Source organism: Rhizobium sp. CB3090 (assembly GCF_029714285.1).
Classification (GTDB): domain Bacteria; phylum Pseudomonadota; class Alphaproteobacteria; order Rhizobiales; family Rhizobiaceae; genus Rhizobium.
This window is the reverse complement of sequence record NZ_CP121662.1, coordinates 2,102,493-2,124,027: the sequence shown is the minus strand read 5'-3', so window position 1 is coordinate 2,124,027 and position 21,535 is coordinate 2,102,493. Positions and strand designations below refer to the sequence as shown.

Annotated in this window: 24 protein-coding genes and 1 pseudogene; 11 read left to right on the top strand and 14 right to left on the bottom strand. The window is 58.7% G+C overall.

From position 1 onward, the window contains the following. Nucleotides 1-49 precede the first annotated feature (49 nt). A complete protein-coding gene (locus QA646_RS10315) occupies nucleotides 50-940 on the top strand; it encodes a branched-chain amino acid aminotransferase (RefSeq protein ID WP_283055368.1) in 891 nt (296 codons plus the stop codon). A 153-nt stretch (nucleotides 941-1,093) separates the two neighbouring features. On the opposite strand, the gene QA646_RS10310 is transcribed toward QA646_RS10315, so the two are convergent. Continuing rightward, a complete protein-coding gene (locus QA646_RS10310; protein ID WP_283055367.1) occupies nucleotides 1,094-1,711 on the bottom strand; it encodes a DUF1236 domain-containing protein in 618 nt (205 codons plus the stop codon). Nucleotides 1,712-1,884: 173 nt separating this feature from the next. Between QA646_RS10310 and QA646_RS10305 the strand changes: the two genes are divergently transcribed. Beyond that, nucleotides 1,885-2,523 (top strand): MBL fold metallo-hydrolase, encoded by a 639-nt coding sequence (locus QA646_RS10305; RefSeq protein ID WP_283058834.1) that lies wholly within the window; start codon nucleotides 1,885-1,887, stop codon nucleotides 2,521-2,523. Between the two features lie 163 nt (nucleotides 2,524-2,686). On the opposite strand, the gene QA646_RS10300 is transcribed toward QA646_RS10305, so the two are convergent. The 4 genes from QA646_RS10300 to QA646_RS10285 form a co-directional block, all read right to left on the bottom strand. Continuing rightward, nucleotides 2,687-3,118, bottom strand: coding sequence for a BA14K family protein (locus QA646_RS10300; protein ID WP_283055366.1), 432 nt, complete (start codon nucleotides 3,116-3,118; stop codon nucleotides 2,687-2,689). Between the two features lie 148 nt (nucleotides 3,119-3,266). After that, the gene (locus QA646_RS10295) at nucleotides 3,267-3,482 is read right to left on the bottom strand and encodes a cold-shock protein (protein WP_004116423.1); all 216 of its coding nucleotides are present in this window, start codon (nucleotides 3,480-3,482) and stop codon (nucleotides 3,267-3,269) included. 499 nt (nucleotides 3,483-3,981) lie between these two features. After that, nucleotides 3,982-4,872 (bottom strand): DMT family transporter, encoded by an 891-nt coding sequence (locus QA646_RS10290; protein ID WP_283055365.1) that lies wholly within the window; start codon nucleotides 4,870-4,872, stop codon nucleotides 3,982-3,984. A gap of 86 nt (nucleotides 4,873-4,958) precedes the next feature. After that, on the bottom strand, nucleotides 4,959-6,089 hold the full coding sequence (locus tag QA646_RS10285; protein WP_283058833.1) for a PQQ-dependent sugar dehydrogenase: 1,131 nt from the start codon (nucleotides 6,087-6,089) through the stop codon (nucleotides 4,959-4,961). A gap of 318 nt (nucleotides 6,090-6,407) precedes the next feature. On the opposite strand from QA646_RS10285, the gene QA646_RS10280 reads away from it, so the two are divergent. The 3 genes and pseudogenes from QA646_RS10280 (at nucleotide 6,408) to QA646_RS10270 (ending at nucleotide 8,297) form a co-directional block, all read left to right on the top strand. Next, nucleotides 6,408-7,610, top strand: a complete 1,203-nt coding sequence (locus QA646_RS10280) for a pyridoxal phosphate-dependent aminotransferase (protein WP_283055364.1) — start codon at nucleotides 6,408-6,410, stop codon at nucleotides 7,608-7,610. An 86-nt stretch (nucleotides 7,611-7,696) separates the two neighbouring features. Next, nucleotides 7,697-7,957, top strand: a complete 261-nt coding sequence (locus QA646_RS10275; protein ID WP_283055363.1) for a type II toxin-antitoxin system prevent-host-death family antitoxin — start codon at nucleotides 7,697-7,699, stop codon at nucleotides 7,955-7,957. Nucleotides 7,958-7,959: 2 nt separating this feature from the next. Continuing rightward, nucleotides 7,960-8,297: pseudogene (locus tag QA646_RS10270) on the top strand (type II toxin-antitoxin system VapC family toxin). 80 nt (nucleotides 8,298-8,377) lie between these two features. Here QA646_RS10270 and QA646_RS10265 read toward each other — a convergent pair. Then, on the bottom strand, nucleotides 8,378-9,475 hold the full coding sequence (locus tag QA646_RS10265) for a calcium:proton antiporter (protein WP_283055362.1): 1,098 nt from the start codon (nucleotides 9,473-9,475) through the stop codon (nucleotides 8,378-8,380). Between the two features lie 231 nt (nucleotides 9,476-9,706). Between QA646_RS10265 and QA646_RS10260 the strand changes: the two genes are divergently transcribed. Continuing rightward, entirely contained in the window at nucleotides 9,707-9,988 is a 282-nt protein-coding gene (locus tag QA646_RS10260) for a DUF2188 domain-containing protein (protein ID WP_028751637.1), read from the top strand. A gap of 65 nt (nucleotides 9,989-10,053) precedes the next feature. Here the strand turns inward: QA646_RS10260 and QA646_RS10255 are convergent, their stop codons facing one another. Then, nucleotides 10,054-10,947, bottom strand: a complete 894-nt coding sequence (locus QA646_RS10255) for a LysR family transcriptional regulator (protein WP_283058831.1) — start codon at nucleotides 10,945-10,947, stop codon at nucleotides 10,054-10,056. 96 nt (nucleotides 10,948-11,043) lie between these two features. On the opposite strand from QA646_RS10255, the gene QA646_RS10250 reads away from it, so the two are divergent. Further along, nucleotides 11,044-12,018, top strand: coding sequence for an SDR family oxidoreductase (locus QA646_RS10250; RefSeq protein ID WP_283055361.1), 975 nt, complete (start codon nucleotides 11,044-11,046; stop codon nucleotides 12,016-12,018). Between the two features lie 9 nt (nucleotides 12,019-12,027). Here QA646_RS10250 and QA646_RS10245 read toward each other — a convergent pair whose 3' ends face one another. The 3 genes from QA646_RS10245 to QA646_RS10235 all read right to left on the bottom strand — a co-directional run bounded on the left by QA646_RS10245 (nucleotide 12,028) and on the right by QA646_RS10235 (nucleotide 14,549). After that, nucleotides 12,028-12,828 carry an aminoglycoside phosphotransferase family protein gene (locus QA646_RS10245; RefSeq protein WP_283055360.1) on the bottom strand — a complete coding sequence of 267 codons (801 nt, stop codon included), beginning with the start codon at nucleotides 12,826-12,828 and terminating at the stop codon, nucleotides 12,028-12,030. A gap of 181 nt (nucleotides 12,829-13,009) precedes the next feature. Then, nucleotides 13,010-14,119 carry an alkene reductase gene (locus QA646_RS10240; RefSeq protein WP_283055359.1) on the bottom strand — a complete coding sequence of 370 codons (1,110 nt, stop codon included), beginning with the start codon at nucleotides 14,117-14,119 and terminating at the stop codon, nucleotides 13,010-13,012. A gap of 136 nt (nucleotides 14,120-14,255) precedes the next feature. Next, nucleotides 14,256-14,549, bottom strand: a complete 294-nt coding sequence (locus QA646_RS10235; RefSeq protein WP_107108841.1) for a metalloregulator ArsR/SmtB family transcription factor — start codon at nucleotides 14,547-14,549, stop codon at nucleotides 14,256-14,258. On the opposite strand from QA646_RS10235, the gene QA646_RS10230 reads away from it, so the two are divergent. Further along, on the top strand, nucleotides 14,548-14,895 hold the full coding sequence (locus QA646_RS10230; protein WP_283055358.1) for a hypothetical protein: 348 nt from the start codon (nucleotides 14,548-14,550) through the stop codon (nucleotides 14,893-14,895). The two genes, QA646_RS10235 and QA646_RS10230, sit on opposite strands and share 2 nt — an antisense overlap. Before the next feature lie 217 nt (nucleotides 14,896-15,112). On the opposite strand, the gene QA646_RS10225 is transcribed toward QA646_RS10230, so the two are convergent. Next, the gene (locus QA646_RS10225) at nucleotides 15,113-16,009 is read right to left on the bottom strand and encodes a LysR family transcriptional regulator VtlR (protein ID WP_283055357.1); all 897 of its coding nucleotides are present in this window, start codon (nucleotides 16,007-16,009) and stop codon (nucleotides 15,113-15,115) included. 23 nt (nucleotides 16,010-16,032) lie between these two features. Further along, nucleotides 16,033-17,007 (bottom strand): thioredoxin-disulfide reductase, encoded by a 975-nt coding sequence (gene trxB, locus QA646_RS10220; protein WP_283058829.1) that lies wholly within the window; start codon nucleotides 17,005-17,007, stop codon nucleotides 16,033-16,035. Between the two features lie 240 nt (nucleotides 17,008-17,247). On the opposite strand from trxB, the gene QA646_RS10215 reads away from it, so the two are divergent. From QA646_RS10215 to QA646_RS10205, 3 genes are read left to right on the top strand one after another with little or no spacing between them, the layout of a single operon-like run. Next, on the top strand, nucleotides 17,248-17,715 hold the full coding sequence (locus QA646_RS10215) for an Lrp/AsnC family transcriptional regulator (RefSeq protein WP_283055356.1): 468 nt from the start codon (nucleotides 17,248-17,250) through the stop codon (nucleotides 17,713-17,715). Nucleotides 17,716-17,718: 3 nt separating this feature from the next. Continuing rightward, nucleotides 17,719-18,627 carry a glycosyl transferase gene (locus tag QA646_RS10210; RefSeq protein ID WP_283055355.1) on the top strand — a complete coding sequence of 303 codons (909 nt, stop codon included), beginning with the start codon at nucleotides 17,719-17,721 and terminating at the stop codon, nucleotides 18,625-18,627. 18 nt (nucleotides 18,628-18,645) lie between these two features. Beyond that, nucleotides 18,646-19,560, top strand: a complete 915-nt coding sequence (locus QA646_RS10205; protein ID WP_283055354.1) for a glycosyltransferase family 92 protein — start codon at nucleotides 18,646-18,648, stop codon at nucleotides 19,558-19,560. A gap of 9 nt (nucleotides 19,561-19,569) precedes the next feature. Here QA646_RS10205 and QA646_RS10200 read toward each other — a convergent pair whose 3' ends face one another. After that, nucleotides 19,570-20,649, bottom strand: a complete 1,080-nt coding sequence (locus QA646_RS10200) for a glycosyltransferase family 4 protein (RefSeq protein WP_283055353.1) — start codon at nucleotides 20,647-20,649, stop codon at nucleotides 19,570-19,572. Between the two features lie 6 nt (nucleotides 20,650-20,655). Further along, on the bottom strand, nucleotides 20,656-21,132 hold the full coding sequence (gene greA, locus QA646_RS10195; RefSeq protein WP_107108622.1) for a transcription elongation factor GreA: 477 nt from the start codon (nucleotides 21,130-21,132) through the stop codon (nucleotides 20,656-20,658). Nucleotides 21,133-21,535: the final 403 nt, after the last annotated feature.

The following is a 21,535-nucleotide window of genomic DNA, read 5'->3' as shown; positions in this document are numbered from 1 at the left end:
GGGACAACAATCAACAGTCATGGCGTCCGGGCGCCGGAGGAGAAGCAAGATGGCATCGGTTCCTTTTGATCAACTGGATGGGGAGATCTGGTTCAACGGGGCATTCGTTCCTTGGAAGGACGCTAAGATTCATGTGCTGACCCATGGTTTGCATTATGCGAGCGCAGTCTTCGAGGGCGCGCGCGCCTATGGCGGCCGGGTCTTCAAGCTGACGGAGCATAATCAGCGTCTTCATAAGTCCGCCGACATTCTCGGTTTCAAAATTCCCTATAGCGTTGCCGAGCTGGATGCGGCGACGATCGAAATGTTGAAGCGTCAGGGCTTTTCCGAAGCCTATGTGCGCCCGATCGCCTGGCGCGGCAGCGAGATGATGGGCGTGTCCGCCCAGAACAACCGCATCAATGTAGCGATCGCGATCTGGCAATGGGGCAGCTATTTCAATCCGGCCGAAAAGCTGAAGGGCATCCGCCTCGACATTGCGGAATATCGTCGTCCCGATCCGAAGACCGCGCCTTGTGCCGCGAAGGCCGCCGGTCTCTACATGATCTGCACCATTTCAAAGCATGCGGCTGAAGCCAAGGGCTATGCCGATGCGATGATGCTCGACTACCGCGATCAGGTCGCGGAAGCGACGGGCGCCAATATCTTTTTCGTCAAGGACGATGTCATCCATACACCGACACCGGATTGCTTCCTGAACGGCATCACGCGCCAGACGGTGATCGAACTCGCCAAACGTCGCGGATTGCAGGTTGTCGAGCGGGCGATCCTGCCGGAAGAATTGTCCGATTTCAACGAATGCTTCCTGACGGGATCGGCGGCGGAAGTGACGCCGGTTTCGGAAATCGGACCTTACCGTTTCACGCCGGCATCGATCAGCGAAACGCTGATGAACGACTACATGAAGGAAGTTTATCCGACCGCGGCTGCTGCCGCATAAGGCTTCGCAGCATGCTCTAAAAAAGCCGGGTGCTTTTTGGCGCCCGGCTTTAATTATGTTCGTGCTTCGTCTTTTCCGGCTGAAAACTGCGCCAACCTCTCGCGGCCTTTTGGCCGCCGAAAAGTCGACGAACTGCCGCTTGGACGTGACGAATCATTGATACACGTAGACGATGCGGCGGGTATTCGGATCGACTAGCACCGGCTGACGGTTAACTTCCACGTAGCTGTATTGATAATCCGGAATACGGTGAATGACGACGCTTTGCGGCAGGGTGGCGCCGACCACGACATTGCCGCGCAGTCGCACGGTATTGACCCGGTTCTGGGTGATGTAGGTGCGGACTTCGGCCGGCGGGGTGACGGCGTCGACCTCACTGACCGGACCGATCAGTTCGTCGTCCGGTGATGGGGAAACGCTGCCCGTCGTCGTCTGATCGGTTTCGCTATAGGTGATCGTTGGCACGCCGAGCTGACTGTAGTGCTCTTCCACGACGACCGGAGTGCCGTTCTGTTCGACGCTCAAAGCCTCGGCGTCTACCCAGCCGCGCATGCCATTGACATCGATGCGGCACCAGCTACTGCCTTGTATGCAGCCGTCGAGGGTCGCTTCAGAGCCGCGGGTTGCCATGCCTACACTCGGGTACTGCGGACCAGGGCCCGTGCGGACGTCGAGATCGGTCGCGGTTGTCGCGGACATCTGCGCTTGCGCGAACCCTGCACTGCCCAGGAGCACAAGGCCCATCAGCAGCAAGTTTCTCTTTGCGAACATTGGCTTTCTCCTCTGCTTTGGCAGCCTACTTGTGCAAACGCCCGCAAAGACGGAGTGTTCCGCCGTGCCGTCCGGCAGTCTTGACGTTTTCCGGGAGGAGGGGCTGTTTTGCCCGATGTTTGCGATTATATCGGCGAGATATGCATTCAACAGACGAGGCGCTTCCCATGGGCATGCTCCAGGCCGGCATCATTCCGGTGACACCCTTCGAACAGAACTGCACCATCCTGTTCGATCCGGAGACGAAGGAAGGAGTCGTGGTGGATCCCGGCGGCGATGTGGACGTCATCCTGCAGACGGTGCGCGAAAATGGCATCGTGCTGAAGGCGATCTGGCTGACGCACGGCCACATCGACCATGCCGGCGGAGCCGACGAACTTCGGGAGGCGCTGGGGCTGGAGGTTATCGGCCCGCATGAGGACGATCGCCCGCTGCTGCAGGATATCGAGGCGAAGAGCAAGATGTTCAACATCGAGGGCGTTCGCAACGTGCTGCCGGATCGGTTCCTGAAAGACGGTGACAAGGTTTCCTTCGGCGAGCATGAGTTCGAAGTCTTTCATTGTCCCGGCCACGCACCGGGCCATGTCATCTATTTCAACAGAAAGCAGAAGTTCGCCCATGTCGGCGACGTGTTGTTTCACGGTTCGATCGGCCGCACCGACCTGCCGGGCGGCAATCACCAGCAGCTTTTGGATTCGATCCGCGACAAGGTATTTCCCTTGGGCGATGATGTCGGCTTCATCTGCGGCCATGGCCCTGGCGGCCAGATTGGCGAGGAGCGCCGCACCAATCCTTTCCTGCGTGGGCTTTGAAGCAATTCCGGGAAAAGTGCGCAGCGGCTTTCCGTCCGGAATGCGTAAAGCAAAGGGATAGAGCGGGAAAGCGATTCCGTAAAACGCTGAGCCGCTCCGAAGCCCAAACAAAAGCGCCGCTCGATGGCGGCGCTTCCTTTCAAGACATCAGCTTGCGCAGGGATTAGTCGGCTGTGCAGAAGTGGCGCATGCCATCATAGCCGAGATAGGTGCCGCTGCGGCCGTCAAAGCTGCTGTAGCGATCGTAGCAATAGCGCATCCACTGGGACGACCAGGGACGCAAGCCGACGGGCTGCGGCGCATAATAGCTGACGTCACGCTCGACATAGACGCGGCGCGGCGGGGCACGATAATAGTAGGGCGGGGGCGGCGCATAGTCCGGATCGACATAGACTGGATCCGGTTCGACATAACGCGGTTGGCTGGCAATAGCCGAGCCGACGATGAGGCCGGTGGCGAGGCCGGCAGCGCCAATCGCCCAACCCTCTCCATTGTGATGGTGCCAGCGGTCATCGGCCGCAGCGGTGGAAATGGATGTCAGCGTCAGGGCTGCAGCCATGGCGGACATAAGGATGGATTTGCCGAGCATGTTCATGAGTCTGTCCTCTAAGGGGAACCGGGAAGACCGTAATTCCCAATCTTATATAGAGGGCACACTAGACACGCCAAGCTGAATGCAGACTGAATGACAAAACCCGGCATCACTGCCGGGCTTCAACTCGAATGAAAGCCGTAAGGCGTTCTCAGCCGGCAATCTGAAGATTGACAGCCTTCGGTCCCTTGCCGCGGCGATCCGGTTCCGTGTCGAAGCTCACCTTCTGGTTTTCCGACAATCCTGCCAGACCAGAAGCCTGTACTGCGGAAATGTGTACAAAGATGTCTGCGCCACCCTTGTCCGGTTTGATGAAACCGAAGCCCTTATCGGTATTGAAAAACTTTACAGTGCCAGTCTCGGCCATGCCTCAGGTCCTTTTCTCTCTGCCCACCATCCACACGGGCAGCATTGCTGTATTGCCCTTGCGGGCGCTTGCAGGCAGTTCTCGCAATTTGAAGGAAAAGGTCCCCTATACCTCGGCGTGGTTTCGAAGCGAATTCGCGCATCGTTTCTCAACCAAGCTGACCGGAATAATTTAGCGTTTCCGGCGCGCAACTTTATTAAGGACTTCCCATGCTCTAAAAATGCCCGAACAGCGCTGAGAGTGCTGTGTTTATCGGGAATTGGCAAGCAAAAGTTTTTTAACGTGTTCCGGGGAGCACACCGCCGTAATGCAAGTGTGTTAGCGCGAATCGCAAATTTTCCCACGCGGAGAATGAGTTTCTAAGGTTTTTGTATCGTTTGCGATATAATTTTGGCGAAATTTTCCCAAATGATATAGCCAAAATCCATCTTTCGGATCATTCGAAAAAAATTCATTAAGAGCAGCGCAGAACAGCCATAACGCGTATTTTCAACAATTTTTACGCGACGATGCTGCGCCGCCGGACGAGTTCCGGCACCAATTCCACGGCAAGCATGGCGACGAACATCAACGCGCAGCCGGCGTAGCCAAGCGGCCCCATGGTTTCACCGAGCAGCAAACTGCCCAGCGAGGCACCGAATAGAGCCTCCGAAGAGAGGAAGATCGCGGCCTGCGGCGCAGTCGTGTAGCGTTGGCCGATGACCTGCAGCGCAAATGCAAGGCCGGATGAAAAGATGCCGACATAGAGGATTTCGCCCAGCGCGCCTTGTATCGCGGCGATGCTGATCGGCTCGGCTATCACGGCGACTCCCAGGGATGCGACGGCGGTGACTGCAAATTGCATGGCGGAGATTCCGAGCGGCCGGCCGGTTTCGCTGACGGAAGAGCCCGCGAGGGTGATCTGCGCTGCCCAGAAGAGCGCGCAGACGACGGTCAGGAAATCGCCGACCGTCAGCCGCGAAAAGGAGCCGCCGGACAATAGATAGATCCCGCCGAGCGCCATCAGCGCAGCCGGCCAGACGATCCAATGCGGCGGCCGGCGCTGGAAAACGATGGCGATCAGCGGCACGAAGACGACGTAGAGGCCGGTGATGAAGCTGGAATTGGTGACGGTCGTCGTCAAAAGCCCGATCTGCTGCGTCGCCGCTCCGCCGAAGAGCGCGACGCCGACGAGGAAAAAGGAAAGCCAGTTCCGGCGCGTCAGGCGCTTCTCGGCCTTGCGGTTTTCTAGCCAGACGAAGGGCAGGATGACGATGGTGGCGACGGCGAAGCGCAGGCCGATGAACCAGAACGGTCCGATCGCCTTCATTGCGGTAGACTGCGCGACGAAGCCTCCGCCCCAGATGGCGGCGGCCAGCAACAACACCAAATTCGCCTGTATGCGAGTCATCTGCATCCTACGGAAAGGGGAAAGAGCCTGACCGTTAGCAGTTGCTTTTCCTTGGGGCAAGGCGAAAAGGCCGATGGGCGGTGGCCCTATTCCGCTGCCCTGGAGACACGCAGCAGAGCGCCGTCATCCTCGTCCGTCGTGAGCAACAATGCCCCGTCCGGCGCGACAACGACATCGCGCAGCCGGCCGAAATCACCCTTGAACATGCGTTCGCGTTCGGTCACCTTGCCGCTGCTATTGCGATCGAGACGAGACAGCAGCTCGAATTTCAGCGCGGCGACGAGAAAATCGCCTTTCCATTCCGGAAACATCTTGCCGCGATAGACCGCAATGGCGCCGGGCGCGATCGACGGGTCCCAATAGAAGAGCGGCTGCTCCATGCCTGCTTTTGCCGTACCAACGCCGATCTTGGTGCCAGAATAGTTGCGTCCGTAGGAAATGACCGGCCAGCCGTAATTTTTGCCCGCCTCCGGAGTGTTGATCTCATCGCCACCTCTGGCGCCGTGTTCAGCTGTATAAAGCCTACCATCGGCGGTATCGAAGGTAATGCCTTCGGGATTGCGATGTCCCTTGGACCAGATTTCCGGCAAAGCCTTCACGCCATCCTTGAACGGATTGTCGGCGGGAATGCTGCCGTCGGCCCTGATATGGATGATCGAGCCGGCATCGTCGTGGAAATCCTGGGCGCGATCCTGTTCGAAGCGGTCACCCAGGCTGACGAACAGGCTGCCGTCCTTGGCGATTGCAATACGCGAGCCATATTGCAAGTCACCGCGCGACATCTTGTTCATCAGAAAGATGCGCTTCACATCGGTCAGCCGCCGCTCGTCCGGCGACAGGACCGCGCGAAAGACTGCCGTTCCGCTGCCGCCTCCTGCAGCAACGGAAGCTGTGAAATAGATGGTGCGGTTGCCGGCGAATTTTAGATCGAGGGCCACGTCGAGCAGGCCGCCTTGGCCGTGAGCATAGACATTCGGCACGCCGGTGATCGGAGCGGACGTCTTGCCGTCACGGATGATGCGCATGCGGCCCGGCCGCTCCGTCACGAGGTAGGCGCCGTCCGGCAGTATTTCGACGGCCCAGGGGTGATTAAGTCCACTTGCGATCGTCTCTATCTTGACCTTGACCTTCTGCGTTTCGATCGTCTTGACCGGAGCAGCAAGAGCGGCATTCGCCGTCAGCAGCGCGGAAGTAGCAAGGACCGCGCAATATCCCATTCTGCGAAAGCGCTTCAATCCGTCTCCTCCCTTACATGAACTGTTTATGCAACGTGGAGTGGGCGCGCTGCTGTTCAAGGCTCCTTACTGTGAGGGTAACGTCTTTGTGTCCGCAGAAGCCGTCGGTTCGCGTGGCGTGACCTGCTTGTCGCGATTTCCAACAACTCGGCATCCAGGATATAACGCAGCGTTTCTCGAAATAACGTCACTGTGACGCCTTTGTGCTTGAAACGGCGGCCTACATTCGACATAGAGCTTAGCGCAGAAATCTGGTCCACAGGCTTTCTGCCCACTTCCAACCGATTAGGACCGATCACCATGGCCTTTCTTGCCGACGCTCTTTCCCGTGTAAAGCCTTCTGCCACCATCGCCGTTTCCCAGAAAGCGCGCGAGCTGAAAGCAAAAGGCCGTGACGTGATCGGCCTCGGCGCCGGCGAGCCGGATTTCGATACGCCTGATAATATCAAGAAGGCCGCCATCGACGCGATCAACCGCGGCGAGACGAAGTACACGCCAGTCTCCGGCATTCCGGAACTGCGCAAGGCGATCGCCGCCAAGTTCAAGCGCGAGAACAATCTCGACTATACTTGGGAGCAGACGATCGTCGGCACCGGCGGCAAGCAGATACTGTTCAACGCCTTCATGGCGACGCTGAATGCCGGCGATGAAGTTATCATCCCGACGCCTTACTGGGTTTCCTACCCGGAAATGGTGGCGCTGTGTGGCGGTACGCCGGTTTTCGTCGCGACGACGCAGGAAAACAGCTTCAAGCTGCGGCCTGCCGATCTTGAGAAGGCGATCACGCCGAAGACCAAGTGGTTCGTGTTCAACTCGCCGTCCAATCCGTCGGGCGCTGCCTATACGCATGGCGAGCTGAAGGCGCTGACGGACGTGCTGGTCAAGCATCCGCATGTCTGGATCCTGACCGACGACATGTACGAGCACCTGACCTATGGCGACTTCAAATTCGCCACACCGGTCGAAGTCGAGCCGAGCCTCTATGATCGCACGCTGACGATGAACGGCGTCTCGAAGGCCTATGCCATGACCGGCTGGCGTATCGGCTACGCTGCCGGCCCGCTGCAGCTCATCAAGGCGATGGACATGATCCAGGGCCAGCAGACCTCGGGTGCGACCTCCATCGCGCAATGGGCTGCTGTTGAGGCGCTGAACGGTCCGCAGGATTTCATTCCGCGCAACAAGAAGATCTTCGAAGGCCGCCGAGATCTCGTCGTGTCGATGCTGAACCAGGCAAAGGGCATTTCCTGCCCGGTGCCGGAAGGTGCCTTCTACGTCTATCCGTCATGCGCCGGCCTGATCGGCAAGACCGCGCCGACCGGCAAGGTCATGGAGACGGACGAAGACTTCGTATCGGAACTCTTGGAATCGGAAGGCGTAGCCGTCGTTCACGGCTCCGCTTTCGGTCTCGGCCCGAACTTCCGCATCTCCTATGCGACCTCGGAAGAGCTTCTCGAAGAAGCTTGCCGCCGCATCCAGCGCTTCTGTGCGGCTTGCAAGTAAACGCGGCAAGGCCAAGCGAATTGATAGAAGCTCGTCAGAGATGGCGGGCTTCTTGATTTGTGGCTACATGTAGCTACCTTTTAGGCATGAAGACGGTAGCCATCCGAGATATGAAGAATAAGCTAACCGAGCTCGTCCGCGAAGTAGAGGGCGGCGAAGTTATCGTTGTGACCAGGAATGGTCGTCCGGTTGCTGATCTGGTGCCGCACAAAAAGCATGGCGGTTTGGACCTTAAGGCGGGCGAAGCCTATCTTCGAGCCAAAGGGATCGTTCGAACGGCAGGATTTATCGCCGACGATTTTGATGATCCGCTGCCGGAAGATTTTCTTCTCAGGCCGTTACCCTAAATATGCGGCTACTTCTTGATACGCACATCATTTTAGCGCTCGTTCAAGAAAACTTAACCGAGCGGTTTCCTTCCGTGCATCGGATACTTGCTGATGGTGCCGAGGGCTTCGTCAGTGTGGCCAGCCTTTGGGAAATTGCGATCAAGACACGCCTCAACAAATTAGCCCCAAGACTGCCCGTGGCCGAAATATCGCGCATGTCATAATTGCCGCGGATCCCGAACCGGAAACTCGAGATCCCTTCGATCGGCTATTGTTGTCACAATGTCACATCGAAGGACTTCAACTCGTTACGGTCAATAGGGCCTTGATAACGCATCCGGTAGCTTTACGTTTTTGACGGCTTCCTTCAGTTTATAGAGTGATTCAAGTGCCTCTTAGTTCGATTCCACTCCTGGACTTAACTCTCTGAAATCAAACTCAAAGTCCAAGCGCCGTCAGCATGATGAACGTGGCGAAGAGGATGAAATGCGTCATGCCCTCGATGGCGTTTGTCTCGCCGTCGTTGAGATTGATCGCGGCGGCGATCAAAGTGATCATGATCATCACGGTCTGTACCGGCGACATGGCCATGACGAAGGGCTGGCCCGTATAGAGCGCGATCGCTTCCATGACCGGCACCGTCAGGATGACCGTCGATAGCGAGGCGCCCATGGCGATATTGATAGTCGCCTGCATGCGGTTTCGGAGTGCCGCGCGCAATGCCGTCAGGATTTCGGGGGCGGCGGAAATGGCAGCAACGACGATGGCAGCGATCGCCGGTGGCGCGCCGCTATCCCTGAGGCCGGCATCCATGAAGGCCGACATGAACTCGGCAAGCCCGCCGATCAGCACGACGCCGATCAGGATCGTAACGATGGAGATCGCGGTGGGGCCTTCGTCATGATGATCCACGTGAGCGCCCTGTTTCTTCTCGCTGCGCGGATAGCTGTAGCTGAAGAAATAGCTGTGCTTGCCTACCTGCATGCGCAGGAACAATGCATAGAGCGCGATCATCGCGAGGATGGTGAAGGCGGAGTAGTAGTGCCATTTCACATCGGGGATGAATTCCGGCACGATCATCGAAATGGCCATGGCGGTCAGGATCATCACGCCATAGGTCTTGCTGGAATCGTCGTTATAGGGCTGCTCGCCATGCTTCAGCCCACCCAGGAGGGCGGCAAGGCCAAGGATACCGTTGATGTCGAGCATGACGGCGGAATAGATCGTATCGCGCACGAGCGTCGGCGAGCTTTCTCCGCCCATCAGGATCGCCAGCATGATCACTTCGACGGCGACGGCCGATAAAGTCAGGATCATCGTGCCATAGGGATCGCCGACTTTCGTAGCCAAAATCTCGGCGTGATGGGCGACGCGCATGGAAACAAGCACGATGGTTGCAATCAAGGCGGCGGCAGCCAACAGCGATGCTATCCGCCCCATCTCCAGCACCGCATGCTCGCCGAAATAGGCGATCACAGCGATTGCAAATGCGATGATCAGGAATTTTTCCTGCTTCGGCCAGCTCGATATTGCCAAGTCCTTACCTTTCGCACGGATTCGCTTTTGCAGTCTAAATCAGTGATTTCCCACATCAAGCATGCGCGTAGATGACAAGATTTGCAGTCCGCGCCGTTTAATGGAATACTGCCTTGATCGGTCTGCCCAACCCAATATCGCGGCATCCTTGCAAATCGTCTGAGATGGACCGCGGTCCTGCCGGGTGGCACCCGGAACCTAAGGTCTTGGCAGATGAGAAGGAGGCTGTGAATGGTCAAGGTCACTTACGAAATTGTGCCACATGACGGCGGATGGGCCTATCGTTTCGGCGAAGTCTATTCCGAGGCGTTTCCGACCCATTCCGAAGCAGTCGAGGCAGCCAGGATCGTGGCGGCCGAGCAGCAGGTCGGCGGCGATTCGGCAGAGATCAGTTGGCAGGACGAGCGGGGAAAATGGCACGAAGAATACACTGATGGCGGCGACCGGCCGGAAACGGAAGTTGTCGATGGCAAGGTGCGCTTCCCGCCCGTCGATACGGCTCCCGGCGCCTGAAGGCTACGGCCTACGTGATGCCTGATCGACATCGCGTCGAGGAAGTGTTGCTTCGCAACGGCCCGCTATACGCCAGCTTTGATGTAGTCCAGCAATCCGGCAACCAGGGCATCGAAGGTCACGCGGCAGCGCGGTGAGGTCTTCAGGTTCTCATGCATGGCGACCCAGGTGTCGAGCGAGAGTTCGATCTCGGGCAGCAGCCGGACAAGATTTTCATTCTTTTTCGCAAGCGGCACTTGATAGAAGCTGATGCCGATGCCAGCGCACAACGCGTTGTGCAACGCGATGCTGTGATCCGACTTGACGGCGAAGGAGATGCCGTCGAGCAGGGGATAGCGCTTCAACATGGTGCGAATGTAGGCGGTCTGGCGGTGGAAGCCGATCAGCTTGTGGTGGCGCAGCTCCCCGATGCTCTTGGGCTCGCCGCATCGTTTCAGATAGTTGCGATGCGCGAACAAGCCGAGGGGGATGATGCCGATACGGCGCGCAAGCAGTGCATCCTGTGTGGGCGCGACCATGCGCACGGCGATATCCGCTTCCCGCTGCAACAAATCTTCCACCGCATCCGAGGCTGAGAGCTCGATGATAAGATCGGGGTGTGCGGCCTGCAGCCCGGCGAGGATGGGCGGTAGTACCTCCACGCCGATAACCTCACTGGCGCTAATGCGCACGGTGCCGCCGACGCTATCACGTGTCTCGGAGGCGACGCGCAGCAGCGCGGCGGTCGTGCTGGCCAGCGTTTCCGCATAGGGTTTGAGGGCGAGGGCGGCGTCCGTCGGAAGAAGGCCTTGTTGCGAGCGCGTGAAAAGCTCGGCGCCGACGGTTTCTTCCAGCGCGTCGATATGACGGCCGATGGTCGGCTGGGTCAGGCCGAGTTCTCGGGCGGCAGCCGAAAGCGAGCCGTGACGCAGTACGGCGAGGAAGGTGCGGTAGAAATCCCAGCTTGGTTCGGATGCGATAGCCATAGATTTTTGTATATCATGTGCAGATTTTTTGGCAATTTCGTTTATCGCGGCTGCGCGGCATAGTCATCTCATCAACCGATGGAGATAACGATGACTGAGCAGATGAACACTGGAAAGACCGCTCTCATACTAGGCGCCACTGGCGGTATCGGCGGCACAGTCGCCCGTGGGCTCGCCGCCCGTGGCTGGCGCATCCGGGCGCTGAACCGCAACGCGGCGGAGGCCGCGCGCCGCGAGCCTGGCTTCGACTGGGTGCAGGGCGATGCGATGCAGGCGAGTGACGTATTGAAGGCGGCTGATGGCGCCGAGGTTATCGTGCATGCCGTCAATCCGCCCGGCTATCGCAACTGGGGGCAACTGGTGCTGCCGATGCTCGACAGCACGATCGCGGCAGCAAAAGCGGTGGGTGCGAGGATCGTCCTGCCGGGCACGGTCTACAATTTCGGGCCGGATGTCCTTCCCGATGTCACCGAGGACAGCCCGCAACATCCGCAAACACGCAAGGGCGCGATCCGCGTCGAAATGGAGCGGCGCCTGAAGGAGGCAGCAGAGGCCGGCACGTCGGTCATCATCCTCCGCGCTGGGGATTTCTTCGGCGGGTACGCCACCAATAGCTGGTTCTCGCAAGGCGTTGTAAAACCCGGCAAGCCGGTAACGTCGGTGACCAATCCCGGCAGAACAGGTATCGGTCATCAATGGGCCTATCTGCCCGACGTCGCGGAAACAATGATCCGGCTGATCGAGAAAGGCGATGCGCTTCCCGCTTTTGCCGTCTACCACATGCGCGGCCACTGGGATGGAGACGGCCTGCAGATGATTGGTGCGATCGAGCGGGCGGTCGGACATAAAGTGAAAGCGAAGTCCTTTCCCTGGTGGATACTACCGCTTGCCGCGCCTTTCGTGCCGTTGATGAAGGAGCTGCGTGAAATGCGCTATCTCTGGAAGGTGCCGCTGCAGATGAAAAATGACAGGCTGGTGGCTGTGCTCGGCGAGGAGCCGCATACGCCGATCGACGAGGCGGTGAAGACGAGCCTAGTGTCACTCGGCTGCTTGCCGGCACGATGAGGAGCGCCGTCAGGCCTGGAGTTCGGCAAGCGCTATCCCAGCGACGGTAAAATCCGACTCAGCATTCCTGGTGTCGCCGTCGTTGAGAAACCAGGCGGCGGAGAGACCGGCATAGGCGACGATCCATTGCAGCATCCGCTTCGGTTCCAATCTTGCTTCGGTGCAGACGATCGGCAATTGCCGTTGTAGGCGACCGGGCATGGTGACGATGGGGAGTTCCGGATTGCAGAAGGTATTGGCGAAATCGTAACCGCGTTCGCCACAGACGCGCTTCGGGTCGATGGCGAGCCAGCCGCGAGGACCAAAATCCATAATATTCTCGTGGTGGATATCGCCATGCAGCACGGTGAGGTCGCGCTGATCCGAAAGCAGGTGACGGGCAATCTCGGCGCAGGAGGTCAGGATGCCGCCATGGGCGCGCGCCGCAGGCTCCAGCTCGCGGAACCAGCGATCGAGCGGGACGAGATCGGGCAACGGCGCTGCCCGCGGCGCGTGGAGCTTTGCGACCGTGCGACAGATGATCCGGCTTGCCTCGTCATCATCGCCCTCCATCGCCATTGTTAGCAGCGAGTCTTGTCCGGTCGCTCTTTCCAGCAGTGCTGCGTCGCTGTCATGTTCGTAGACGTGCGCGGCGCCGTTGCCATTCCACCAGCGCAAGACCTGGCTGCCGAGCTTCTCGTCATTATCCCGTGCGACCTTCAGCATGGCGGGCACGCCGCGCCAGATGACCGGCAGGAGATGGCTGGAACGGGTGATAATCGCCTCGCCATCCGGCGTAAGCGACCAGCGCTTCAGATAGGGATCAAACATGTGGGGTACTGTAGAGCGGTTCAGCGTTTCATGGAATCGCTTTCCCGCTCTATCTCTTTGTTTTTACGCATTCCGGACGGAAAACCGCTGAGCACTTTTCCTGGAAGTGCTCTATTGGCTGCCACCAAAAAGAAAATCCCGCCTTGCAGCGGGATTTCCGTCATGACCGGAGCGGCGGGAGTTAAGCCACTTCGTCGAGAGTCGGGTAGTCAGCATAGCCGTTTGCGCCGCCGCCATAGAGCGTTGCCTGGTTGAGGGCAGCGAGGGGGGCGTTTTCCTTCAGACGGCGCACGAGGTCCGGATTGGCGATGAATGGCTTGCCGAAGGCAACGACGTCGGCCTTGCCGCGTTCGACCGCCTCGACGGCCATCTCGCGATTGTAGCCATTGTTGAGCATCCAGGCTGCCTTGCCGCCCGCAGCCTTATAGGTAGCATGCAGGGCATCATAGTCGAAGGGCAGGAAGTCACGTGCGCCGCCAGTCTGGCCTTCGACGACGTGGATATAGGCGAGACCATACTTCGCCAGACCTTCGACGACATAGGTAAAGAGCGCCTGCGGGTGGGGGTCGCTGGCATCGCCCGACGGTGTCACCGGCGAGATGCGGATCGCGGTGCGGCCGGCGCCGACTTCCTTGGTCACAGCATCCACTACTTCGAAAAGGAAACGGGCGCGGTTTTCGATCGAACCACCATACTGGTCGGTGCGATCGTTGACATCGGCGCGCAGGAACTGGTCGATGAGATAGCCGTTGGCGCCATGGATTTCGACGCCGTCAAAACCGGCTTCGATCGCGGCGCGGGCGGCCTTGCGGTAATCTTCGATGATTCCCGGAATTTCGGATGCCTCAAGAGCGCGCGGTTCCGAGACATCGGCAAAAGCGCCGCTGCCGTCGCCGTTGACCAGATAGGTCTTGGCATTGGCGCGCCTGGAGGTGGAGGAGACAGGTTTGCCGCCGTTCGGCTGCAGCGTGGTGTGGGAGATCCGGCCGACATGCCACATCTGCACGACGATCTTGCCGCCGTTTGCATGCACGGCATCGGTCACTTTCTTCCAGCCGTCGAGGGCTTCTTTTGTGTAGAGACCGGGCACGTCCGCATAGCCCTGGCCCTGATGGGTGATGGCGGTTGCTTCGGTGATGATCAGGCCAGCGGTGGCGCGCTGGGCATAATATTTGACATTCAAGTCGTTCGGCACAGCATTCGGAGAACGATTGCGCGTCAGCGGTGCCATGACGATCCGGTTGGCGAGGGAGATATCGCCAAGCTTGGTCGGTTCAAAGAGTTTGCTCATGGAAATTCCTTTCTTGTCGTGTGAGGTGAAGTGCTGAGAGAGAGGCTTGGGAGGCGGCGGCGCTGCTCTTTTCGCTCCGGCGGTCGCGAAGGCGGCTAGATCAACGATCGCTTTGGCAACACCGGCAAGCGGCATGTCAAAGTTCCTTTTGCAGGGTCGCAAGGAATTCGGCGATGGTTTCCTCGTTGCGCTTATAGAAAATCCATTGGCCGAGGCGCTTGGTGGTCACAAGCCCAGCGCGATGCAATGTGCCGAGATGGGCGGAAACGGTGGATTGCGACAGGCCGCAACGCTCGAACTGACTGGCGCATACGCCCAGTTCCAGCGGGTGTTCCTGGGTCGGAAAATGTGTGTGCGGATCTTTGAGCTGATTGAGGATTTCGAGCCTGGCCGGATGGGCCAACGCCTTCAATATCTCAGTTCTGTCCATGATGCTCACCAAGCGAATATCGAAAACCGACGATTTATGTATCGTTGATTTTCGATATATCAAGATGCGCCGCAGCAAATTATTTTACGCAATTCACTACGACAGCATGCTCAGAATTTGGGCAAAAAAAGAGGGCCGCCGGAAAAACCGGGGCCCTATAGGTGTGAAGGTCAAAACCTCCAGAGGGGAACAGCTGCTGCGGTGGAACTGGGAGGAAAAGCCACCATATGCATCAGCTAAGTGCGGTATGATGCTAATTTGTGCAGTGCGCAATGCTTTTTTGTGCATAGCAGTTATGCATTTGCGACCTTTGGCGCAAAAAGGCAAAAAAAAGGGCCACCGGTAACAACCAGGGCCCTATAGGTATGAAGGTTAAAAACCTCCAGAGGGGAACAGCCAATGCGGTGGAACTGGGAGGAAAAGCCACCATATGCATCAGCTATGTGCGATATGGTAGTTAATTGGGCAGGCTTCAACTCTCATTTGCGCATATCAGCTATGCGTCATACGCGTGACAAATTTATAACGGCAAAAAATGCTTGTGGCGCAGAGCCTTAGGTCAACTAAAAGTTCCAGTTCCGCGCCTTGGCGACGATAAAATCTCGAAAAACCTTGAGCTTGGCGGCGTTTTTCATTTCGTCTGGGTAGCAGAAATAGGTGTCGAAGGACGGTACGTCGGCATTGATAGCGAGCTGAATGAGTCCCGGATCGCGGCCGACGATATAGTCCGGCAAAACGGCGATGCCGATGCCGAGCAGGCAGGCTCGCTTGATGGAGGTCTGGCTGTTGATCTGCAGATGCGGAACACGCTTGTTATCCGACGAGCGGCCGGCAATCTCCAGCCAGTTGACGTCGAGCAAGTAGTTCGGCGCCGGCTCGCCGAAGCTGATGATGCGATGCTCGTCCAGAGCCTCCAGCGACTGCGGTTCGCCATAGCGGTTGATGTAGGAGGGGGCGGCGTAGACATGCATATGCACAGTGAAAAGCTTGCGCTGGATCAAGTCCGACTGCTGCGGCTGGCGCAGCCGGATGGCGCAATCCGCATGGCGCATGTTCACATCCAGCTCCTCATTGTCGAGGATGAGCTGGATCGACATATCAGGGTAAAGCTGCAGGAATTCCTGGATCTTGTCGGTCAGCCAGCCCTGGCCGAGGCCGACGGTCGTCGTCACGCGCAGTTTGCCGCTCGGCTTGTCAGTTGTCTCGGTCAATTGCATCTTGACCGTTTCAAGCTTCAAGAGAACGTCATGCGCGGTGCGATAAAGCAATTCGCCCTGCTCGGTCAGGATCAAGCCGCGGGCGTGACGATGGAACAGCTTGATGCCGACATCCTGCTCGAGGGCGCTGACCTGGCGGCTGATGGCGGATTGGGACAGATGCAATTTATCCGCCGCGTGCGTGAACGAGCCCGCTTCGGCAGCCGCGTGAAAGATACGCAGCTTATCCCAATCCAATGGCATGCCGTTTCCCCTCATCGGCTGCATTACTCCGCAGCCACGGCGACCGGCATATGCCCGGTCAAATAACGTTCGGCTTCAAGCGCTGCCATGCAGCCCATCCCTGCTGCCGTGATCGCCTGCCGGAACGTATCGTCTGTCACGTCGCCGGCGGCATAGATGCCTTCGACGCTGGTCGCCGTCGAATCGGGCGCGGTCCAGAGATAGCCATTGTCCTTGAGCTTCAGTTTGCCCTTGAAGAGCTCGATCGCCGGTGCATGGCCGATGGCGACAAAGACGCCGTCGATCGCCACATCGCTGACAACGCCCGTGAGGGTGTCGCGCAGGCGTGCGCCGGAAACCGACGGCGGCATCGGCGGCTTGGCCGGCGCACCGGTGATTTCGGCAACCTCGGTATTCCAGAGAACCTTGACGTTTGCCTTGGCGAACAGGCGCTCCTGCAGGATCTTTTCGGCGCGGAACGAATTGCGGCGATGCACGACGGTCACCGACTTGGCGATATTGGAAAGATAGAGCGCTTCCTCGACGGCGCTGTTGCCGCCGCCGACCACGATCACATCCTTGTTGCGATAGAAGAAGCCGTCGCAGGTGGCGCAGGCGGAAACGCCGAAGCCCTGGAAATGCTGTTCACTCTCGATGCCCAGCCATTTGGCCTTGGCGCCGGTCGCGATAATCAGCGTGTCGGCAGTCCAGACCTGACCGCTGTCGGTGCGCGCGACAAAGGGGCGCTGCGTGGTATCAACCTCAGTCACGAGGTCGTTGACGATCTCCGCGCCGACATGCTGGGCCTGCAGCAGCATCTGCTCCATCAGCCAAGGGCCCTGGATCGGATCGGCGAAGCCTGGATAGTTTTCGACATCCGTGGTGATCATGAGCTGGCCGCCCTGTTCAAGGCCGGCGATCAGAACCGGCTTCAGCATAGCGCGCGCGGCATAGACGGCGGCCGTATAGCCGGCAGGACCGGAACCGATGATGAGCACCTTGGTATGGCGGGCAGGCATAAGAAGTCCTTTCAATCTAAGCGCTTCGGAAGTCGCGGCTTCAAACGGTTAAAAGCAGGCGATTTCACGATCCGCCGCCTCATTTATGATTGCCGCATGCATTTATTCAAGGGCAGCCTTGCATTACTAACAGAGCAAATCTGCTTTGTGTAAGATTCGGTTACGCGTGGGAAACTTTCTTGCGTATTTTCCCGCTTTATATAGAAGCTGCCGGTTGGGAATTAAAGAAAGGCAAGAAAAGTGCTGCGGGCTGACCTCGACGCCATCGATATCAAGATCTTGCGGGAACTCCAGCGCGACGGGCGCATGACCAATGTCGAACTCGCAGATCGTGTCGGCATCTCCGCGCCGCCCTGCCTGCGCCGGGTGCGCAAGCTGGAGGAGGCCGGCGTCATCGAGGGCTATCATGCGATGCTGAACAGCCCGAAGCTCGGCTTCGATCTTGTCGCTTTCTGCATGGTCGGCCTCAAGCATCAGTCGGAAGCCAATCTCAAAGCTTTCGCCGCCGTAACAGCGGAGTGGCCGCTGGTACGCCAGGCATGGATGGTTTCCGGCGACAGCGATTTCCTGCTGCATTGTGTTGCTGAAAACCTCACCCGGTTCCAGGATTTCGTCATCGAGGTGCTGACTGCGAATGAGCATGTCGATACGGTGCGCACCATGCTGACCATCCGGCAGGTAAAGAAACTCGGGCTGGTGGAGCTCTAGGGTATGGCGGACCGCCCCTGGCACCGATCTCTAATCAAAACGGGCGCACGCCTGCTGCTCGGCGGTTCGCGGGCCCATGCGCAGGATTGGTTTCCGGGACTTAACATCGTGCGGGCGAACGGCGTAGGCGAGGTATATCACCATCGCACTAAGGTCACGGCCCTTTCTTCCATCGATCGTTTGCGTGAAAAGTCCGGCCAAGTCATCCATATCGTCGGCTCGGGCCCATCGATCCGTGACTGCGATCTGACCGGGCTTGAGAAAGGCAGCGCCATCCTGCTGAACGGTGCTATCGGGTTGATCGGCGAGCAGATTGCCGAACCGCTTGCCATCGCCGTGGAGGACGAACGTTTCGTCTGGCGGCATTCCGAGATGATGCGGCGCAGGATCAAGTCCGATACGATTTGCCTGTTTTCGGTCGCCGTGCTCCGAGCGATCTCGGAACTCGACAGCCGCTGGCTGGCGGACAAGACCGTCATTCTGATCGACGATATCCGCAAGCCTTACGGCGCGCGCCGACGCTCCATGGATGATATCAGGAAGCTCGATTTCGTACGGCTCAATGCAACGGGTTCCGCCGGCTTTTCCTTCGCGCCGGATCGCGGTGTTTTCCAGGGTGGCTCGGTCGCGGTCTCGGCACTGCAGTTCGCGCTTTATTGCTCGCCTAAAACGATCGGCTTCCTGGGCATCGACATTTCCAACGCCGGTGAGCCCCGCTTTTACGAAACCAGCGATGAGACCGCCTTTTCCGGCATCGCTCAGGCCGAGGGTCGCATCCTCGAACACTTCGTTCTGGCAAAGGAAATCGCCTCGGAGCGAGGCGTGACGTTCGTCAATTATTCGCCGGTTTCGGCGCTGTTGAAGCATGGATTTGGTTATGATGCGCGGTTTGCCGCCGTATCGATGATCTGAGTTGCGGGGAATGGACGCATGGGTTGGCTGAAGCCCAAGGTATCTGATGCGAAGCGGCTTGCGATCGAGCCGCCGAAGCCGCAGGAGGGCCGGCACGGCATCGCGATCGCCGCCTGCGTCAAGGATGAGGCGCCTTATATCGAGGAATGGGTGCGGTTTCACCGGGCCGTCGGTATTCGTCACTTCTATATCTATGACAATGGCTCGACGGACGAAACCCTCGCCATCCTGCGGGATTTCCTCGATGCCGACACGCTGACGATCATTCCCTGGGCCGGCCGGATGAAAGACGCTGCCACTGAGGCGACGCTCAACGGTCAAGTCATTGTCTTCGCCCATGCCATCCTCAATTTCGGCGGCGCATATCGCTGGATGGCCTTCATCGACGTGGACGAGTTCCTGCTGCCGAAGCAGGGGAGAACGGTCGAACAGGCGCTGGAGGCGGTTGGCGATTTTCCAAATGTCTCGCTGCCGTGGCACATGTTCGCGACAAGCGGTCACGAGAAGCGCCCCGATGGGCCATTGACGCTAAACTATACGATGCGCGGTGCCGATCCGATGACGCGCAAGGAAAATGTAAGCAATTTCAAATGCATCGTTGACCCCTGCGAAGTGACGGAGGTCACCGTGCATCAGTTTCAGACGCGCGCATTTGGCGATCTGACTGCGAACGATGCCGGAAAGCGTTTCACGCGTCGCGCGCGGAAATCGGCGGATTTTTATTCGAACCGATTCTTGCAGCTCAATCACTACTACACCAAATCCCGCGAAGAGCTGATGACCAAGCTGACGCGCGGATGGTCCTACGACGCCTCGCCGACCAAGTACCGCGACAAGGTTCTGTCGATCGTCAAAAGCATCGAGGAGGATCTGGTCGAGGATCGGGCGATGATCGATTTCATCGAGCGCAACGGGATCGATCTTGGTCAGTAATCCGTCGTTTCAGCGGGTGCCGCCGAGCAATTGCCGGTAGATGTCGCCGATCGCAGCCGCCTCTTTTTCCAAAGCGAATTCGCTGCGTACGTGTCGCACCGCATTTTCACCTTGGCTAAGCGCCTCTTCGGGATTGGCGAGATAGAAGGCAATCGCTTTCGTCAGCGCCTCGCCATCGCCGGCGGGTACGACCGCGCCGGTTTCTCCAGGCACAATCAGCTCGGCATAGGCGCCGGCGTCGGAGGCGACAACGGCGGTGCGCGAGGCCATGGCTTCCAGCGGCGTCAGTCCGAAACCTTCATTGCGGGAAGGGGCGACATAAAGGGTCGCTCGACGATACCAAGGCCGGATATCGTCGACTTCTCCAAGAAAGCGGATGCGGTCCGTGAGGCCGGCCGCGGCCGCCATCTTTACCAATTCGTCCGCGAAGCCGCGATGCTCGGCGGTTACCCGGCCGCAGATGACGGCGGTCCAGTCCGGATAGCGCGGCAGAAGCTCGATCATCGCCTTGACGAAGAGATCCGTCCCCTTCTGATGGCGGACGCGGCCGAAGCAGCCGATCAGATAGGTGCCGGGCAGGCCTGTTGAGGCCATGCGATCGCTGGGCACTTCCGGCGGATGAAACATGTTGAGGTCGATGCCGTGCTGGATGACAGTGTGCGGCACCTGCAGGAAGCTGCCGGAGCGCGTGCTCGTGGCGATCACCGCGTCCATGCGGCGGATCAGCCAACGCGTATAGGCGGTGTGGCGGCGCTGGGCAGCCGATGTGAAGACCAGCTTCAGCGGCATACGCAGCACGGAGCGCAGCAACAGCCCGACCAGCATTTCATTGTTGCGGCGGGCATGCCAGACACGAACACGGTGGCGGCGTGGCTTCGTCCAGAGACCGGGCAGCCGCGCCCAGCCGAGCTTCGGCAGGTCTTCCGGCAAGCCCGGACCGAGCGTGGCGATATGGCAGCCGAGTTCGAGCTGTTTCGGGATCAATTGCACGATCGTTGACGTAACGCCGGAAAGCCGGCGTTTGAAGTTCGTCGCGATGACCTCGATTTCGCTGAGGTCGCTTGCATGCGATACGTCACGATCGCGCACGGGCGATCAGCCCCAGGAGACGGAGAGGATTTCATAGGCCTTCGCGCCGCCGGGCGCGTTGACCTCGATGGAATCGCCCACTTCCTTGCCGATCAGAGCGCGTGCGATCGGCGAAGAGATGGAGATGCGGCCTGCCTTCACGTCGGCTTCCTGGTCGCCGACGATCTGGTAGATCTTCTCTTCCTCGGTGTCCTCGTCGACGAGCTTCACCTTGGCGCCGAACTTGATCTTCGAACCGGACATCTTCGAGAGGTCGATGACTTCGGCGCGCGCCGTCAGATCTTCAAGCTCGGTGATGCGGCCTTCATTGTGGCTCTGGGCTTCCTTGGCGGCGTGGTACTCGGCGTTTTCGGAGAGATCGCCATGGGCACGTGCTTCCGAAATTGCCTCGATGATTCGCGGGCGCTCTTCCTGCTGACGCCAGCGCAGTTCTTCCTGCAGCTTGACGAACCCGTTCTGCGTCATCGGTACCTTTTCAACCATTTTTCTTGTCCTTCACTCCCTGCGTTGCTCTGTCGCAGACACAAAAAGAAAACAGGTCCCGAAGCGGTACTTCGGAACCATACAGAGCCATTATTCTGTCATCTATAGCAGATTGCGACAGCCGATTTCCAGAAAATTCGGTGACTTATGACCGTGCTGATCTTGGCCGATCCTCTCTGACGCGTGTTTCCATACACACATCGACCGGCAGGTTGGCGGCGACGGACGATATCAGCCGCCGCGGATTTGCCCTGCATCGTTTGGAAGAATAGGCGGTTGCCCCAACGTCTGGGTCGGCGCGGCAATCCTTCTTGCCGGTATAGTCGTGGCATGCCCGTCCGCTCAGACGAGCGAAGCGGAACATCGGCGCAGATGATGACGAAGCCCCGAGTAGGCTCCGTCG

Excerpts from the sequence above, each read along its gene's own strand:
- QA646_RS10315 (WP_283055368.1), top strand. The coding sequence starts at position 50 with ATGGCATCGGTTCCTTTTGATCAACTGGATGGGGAGATCTGGTTCAAC.
- QA646_RS10310 (WP_283055367.1), bottom strand. The coding sequence starts at position 1,711 with ATGTTCGCAAAGAGAAACTTGCTGCTGATGGGCCTTGTGCTCCTGGGC.
- QA646_RS10305 (WP_283058834.1), top strand. The coding sequence starts at position 1,885 with ATGCTCCAGGCCGGCATCATTCCGGTGACACCCTTCGAACAGAACTGC.
- QA646_RS10300 (WP_283055366.1), bottom strand. The coding sequence starts at position 3,118 with ATGAACATGCTCGGCAAATCCATCCTTATGTCCGCCATGGCTGCAGCC.
- QA646_RS10295 (WP_004116423.1), bottom strand. The coding sequence starts at position 3,482 with ATGGCCGAGACTGGCACTGTAAAGTTTTTCAATACCGATAAGGGCTTC.
- QA646_RS10290 (WP_283055365.1), bottom strand. The coding sequence starts at position 4,872 with ATGACTCGCATACAGGCGAATTTGGTGTTGTTGCTGGCCGCCGCCATC.
- QA646_RS10285 (WP_283058833.1), bottom strand. The coding sequence starts at position 6,089 with ATGGGATATTGCGCGGTCCTTGCTACTTCCGCGCTGCTGACGGCGAAT.
- QA646_RS10280 (WP_283055364.1), top strand. The coding sequence starts at position 6,408 with ATGGCCTTTCTTGCCGACGCTCTTTCCCGTGTAAAGCCTTCTGCCACC.
- QA646_RS10275 (WP_283055363.1), top strand. The coding sequence starts at position 7,697 with ATGAAGACGGTAGCCATCCGAGATATGAAGAATAAGCTAACCGAGCTC.
- QA646_RS10260 (WP_028751637.1), top strand. The coding sequence starts at position 9,707 with ATGGTCAAGGTCACTTACGAAATTGTGCCACATGACGGCGGATGGGCC.
- QA646_RS10250 (WP_283055361.1), top strand. The coding sequence starts at position 11,044 with ATGACTGAGCAGATGAACACTGGAAAGACCGCTCTCATACTAGGCGCC.
- QA646_RS10245 (WP_283055360.1), bottom strand. The coding sequence starts at position 12,828 with ATGTTTGATCCCTATCTGAAGCGCTGGTCGCTTACGCCGGATGGCGAG.
- QA646_RS10240 (WP_283055359.1), bottom strand. The coding sequence starts at position 14,119 with ATGAGCAAACTCTTTGAACCGACCAAGCTTGGCGATATCTCCCTCGCC.
- QA646_RS10230 (WP_283055358.1), top strand. The coding sequence starts at position 14,548 with ATGATGCTCACCAAGCGAATATCGAAAACCGACGATTTATGTATCGTT.
- QA646_RS10235 (WP_107108841.1), bottom strand. The coding sequence starts at position 14,549 with ATGGACAGAACTGAGATATTGAAGGCGTTGGCCCATCCGGCCAGGCTC.
- QA646_RS10225 (WP_283055357.1), bottom strand. The coding sequence starts at position 16,009 with ATGCCATTGGATTGGGATAAGCTGCGTATCTTTCACGCGGCTGCCGAA.
- trxB (WP_283058829.1), bottom strand. The coding sequence starts at position 17,007 with ATGCCTGCCCGCCATACCAAGGTGCTCATCATCGGTTCCGGTCCTGCC.
- QA646_RS10210 (WP_283055355.1), top strand. The coding sequence starts at position 17,719 with ATGGCGGACCGCCCCTGGCACCGATCTCTAATCAAAACGGGCGCACGC.
- QA646_RS10205 (WP_283055354.1), top strand. The coding sequence starts at position 18,646 with ATGGGTTGGCTGAAGCCCAAGGTATCTGATGCGAAGCGGCTTGCGATC.
- greA (WP_107108622.1), bottom strand. The coding sequence starts at position 21,132 with ATGGTTGAAAAGGTACCGATGACGCAGAACGGGTTCGTCAAGCTGCAG.